A 1317-nucleotide genomic window follows, 5' to 3' on the forward strand; every position below is an offset into this window, starting at 1 on the left:
TGATATTATCCCCTTTAGGTAGACAGTGTTAAAAAGACCATGTATAAACATGGATGTTACACTATTACTTGGAGGGGATTTTTCATGGCAAAAAAAGGTACAACATTTAATACATACTCAGAAGAAGTAAAGTTAGCAGCTGTTCAAAGTTATTTAAACGGAGAAGGAAGCTACGATATGATAACGGAGAAATATCAGATTAAAAGCTCTACACAACTTAAAAATTGGGTAAAAAAATATAAAGAATGTGGTGAAATTACAGATACTCGTGGGAAAAATAGTGGAATGAAAGGTATACCAAACCCTTTAAAAGGCAAACGTGTTCACTTCAACACCATTGAAGAGGAACGTGACTACTATAAGGCTCAGGTTGAATATTTAAAAAAGCAGTATCCAAATCTGTAAATGGGGGCGTACCAAAATATAAAGAGAGATATCATATCATTGAATCATTAAAGAGAAAATATCCAGTTCTATGGCTTACTAAATTTGCGGGTGTACATCGTTCAAGTTACTATAAGTGGATTCATACAAAAAGCATAAAAGACATGCGACTAGAATCCGATCAACGATTAAAAAAGGTAATACAATCTATTCACGTAAAGCACAAGGAATATGGTTATCCACGTATGAAAATCGCTTTACAAGAAGAAGGTTATTTTATAAATCACAAAAAGGTATATCGCTTAATGAGTGAGCTCAACATTCAGTCTATTATTCGGAAGAAGCGTCGCTTCTTTAAAGGGAACTATTCCAATGTTTTTCCGAATGTTTTAAACCGTGAATTTAAAAATCGTCAACAAAATGAAGCACTTGTTACAGATATTACTTACCTACGATTCCAAGAGGGATTTCGGTATCTTTCTGTTGTACAAGATATTTATAATAACGAAGTTGTTTCTTGGAAAATATCCAAGCGCAATGATAATGAACTTGTATTAGATACAATTGAAATGTTGGCACAAAAAAGAGATGTGCGTGGAACCATTCTCCATTCAGATCAGGGGTTCCAGTACACATCTCATGCCTACAACAAACGACTTTTGGATTTAGGTATCATTGGCAGCCACTCTCGCAAAGGAAACTGCCATGATAATGCCTGTATCGAATCATTTTTCTCCCATTTTAAATCGGAGATGTTGTATTTGAATCATTTTAAAACAGAAGCGGATTTAATACAAGCAATTGAAGAATATATTTACTTTTATAACTATAAACGGTTCCAAAAACGACTCAACCATCGAGCTCCGATAGAATATCGAATCTCGATGGCTGCTTAGTCTTTTTAATACTGTCTACTTGACAGGGATAAGACCA

1 protein-coding gene is annotated in these 1317 nt (G+C 34.3%); it reads left to right on the forward strand.

Going from position 1 to position 1317, the window contains the following annotated elements:
• Positions 1-84: 84 nt before the first annotated feature.
• Positions 85-1280 (forward strand): IS3 family transposase gene (locus JTF23_RS27335; RefSeq protein ID WP_204210286.1). Its coding sequence is split into 2 segments (ribosomal slippage): positions 85-391 and positions 391-1280, totalling 1197 coding nucleotides; the frame shifts between segments, so codons are not numbered across the junction.
• Positions 1281-1317: the final 37 nt, after the last annotated feature.

This window comes from Bacillus sp. RIT 809 (assembly GCF_016892495.1).
GTDB lineage: Bacteria > Bacillota > Bacilli > Bacillales > Bacillaceae_G > Bacillus_A > Bacillus_A cereus_U.